Consider the following 2,109-nt stretch of genomic DNA (forward strand, 5'->3'; position numbering starts at 1 on the left):
CATGCGCGCCGCTTGCGAACGCGCACAGCGCCGCGACCATCAGGACTGCCTTGTGGAATTTCATTTTGTTCATCTCCTTGGCTAAAACCCGCGCCAGTGTATCAAAGTAATATTTTTGAAAGAACTGGTTGTTGACCGCACTACGAATCGCCCTGTGCGAAGCCGTCCTCCCGGCTTCGGGCACCCCGTGCGGCACCTGAATGCGCGCGCGGGCGGTGCCGAATCCGGCACCGCCCGCGCGGGTTCATGCACGCAATCGGGTGGATTGCGTCATGCTTTGATCGTAGTCAACCGATCGACGATCGGCAATGACCGATCAGGGGTACAGGCCGCGCATTTCACGCGCCATCAGGATGCGCTTGCACGCGACGATGAACGCCGCCGTGCGCACCGACACCTTGTGCTCTTCCGCGACCGCCCACACGCCGGCGAACGCTTCGCGCATCACGCGCTCGAGACGGTGGTTGATCTCGTCTTCCGTCCAGAAGAAGCTCGAGAAGTCCTGCACCCATTCGAAGTACGACACGGTCACGCCGCCCGCGTTCGCGATCACGTCGGGGATCACGAGCACGCCGTTCGCGCTCAGGATATCGTCGGCCGCCGTCGTCGTCGGGCCGTTCGCGCCTTCGACGATGATCTTCGTGCGGATCTTCGCTGCGTTCTTCTCGGTGATCTGGTTTTCCAGTGCCGCCGGGATCAGGATGTCGGTCTCGACCGTCCAGAACTCGTCGTTCGGCATCGGTTCAGCGCCTTCGAAGCCCGCGACGCCGCCGGTGCGTGCCACGTGGTCGAGCAGCTTGTTCGAATCGAGGCCGGCCGGCTGGTAGATCGTGCCCGTGTGATCCTGCACCGCGATCACCTTCGCACCCGCTTCCTGGAACAGCTTCGCCGCGATGCCGCCGACGTTGCCGAAGCCCTGCACCGCAATGCGCGCGCCTTCGATTTCCAGGCCCTTCTTCTTCGCCGCTTCGGAGCCGACGACGAACACGCCGCGACCCGTCGCTTCCTTGCGGCCGAGCGAACCGCCGAGCGCGATCGGCTTGCCGGTCACGACGCCGGTCGACGTCTGGCCCTGGTTCATCGAGTACGTGTCCATCATCCACGCCATCACCTGTTCGTTGGTGTTGACGTCCGGTGCCGGAATGTCGGTGTTCGGCCCGATGATGATGCCGATTTCGCTGGTGTAGCGACGCGTCACGCGCTCGAGCTCACCGCGCGACAGCTTGCGCGGGTCGACGCGGATGCCGCCCTTCGCACCGCCGTACGGCACGTTCACGGCTGCGTTCTTCACGGACATCCATGCCGACAGCGCCATCACTTCCGACAGCGTCACGTCCTGGTGGTAGCGCACGCCGCCCTTGCCCGGGCCGCGCGACACGTTGTGCTGCACGCGATAGCCTTCGAAGTGCGCGACGGTGCCGTTGTCGAGCTCGATGGGGCAGTCGACGATCAGGATGCGCTTCGGGCGCTTCAGCGTTTCGAGCCAGCGCGACAGCGAACCGAGGTACGGTGCGACGCGATCGACCTGCTGAAGGTAGTTGCCCCACGGGCCGAGATCGTCGGCGTGCAGGTAGGACGGGATGGACTGCAGTTGCGAAGACATGGATGCTCCAACGTTCAACGGATTGCGCACATTGTCGAAAAACCCGTTTTTTTTATCCAATGCCGTTTGCTTATTCGATTATGCGTTTCTTGCATGATCGGGATTTTTCGCAAATCCGCGGTCGATTTGCGCAAGAACGCCCGCGATCGGTCGTGCATCGCGTGCGTGAAAAAACGTCGGGGATAGTCGCCGGACGCCCGCCGGACAGGCGTCCGACAGGCGGCGCAAGCTCGCCGTCAGCCGGTCGCGCTCGAACGGTCCGCGCTCGACCGGGTTAACCGCCCACGGTTAACCGGTGGTTTCGCGCAGTTCGTCGCGCACCACGTCCCACAGCGCGCGCACGAGCTTCTGGCGCGGATCGTCGCCCTGCAACGCGAGCTTGTCGCAGTACAGCCGAATCTCCATCGTCAGCGTGAACGGATGCGTGCCGCCGCGCGCGGAACGGTCGAGCCGGATCAGGCGGCCGCTGGCCACCGCATCCTCGACCGCGCTGTGCGGCAGGAACG

1 protein-coding gene and 2 pseudogenes are annotated in these 2,109 nt (G+C 64.0%); all 3 read right to left on the bottom strand.

Going from position 1 to position 2,109, the window contains the following annotated elements:
- Positions 1 to 184, bottom strand: a pseudogene (locus tag PI86_RS17815) (hypothetical protein); the annotation flags it as partial.
- 132 nt (positions 185 to 316) lie between these two features.
- Positions 317 to 1,603, bottom strand: coding sequence for a Glu/Leu/Phe/Val family dehydrogenase (locus PI86_RS15335; RefSeq protein WP_014898081.1), 1,287 nt, complete (start codon positions 1,601 to 1,603; stop codon positions 317 to 319).
- A 288-nt stretch (positions 1,604 to 1,891) separates the two neighbouring features.
- Positions 1,892 to 2,109 (bottom strand): annotated as a pseudogene (locus PI86_RS15340) (LysR family transcriptional regulator); the annotation flags it as partial.

Source organism: Burkholderia sp. A9 (assembly GCF_000801975.1).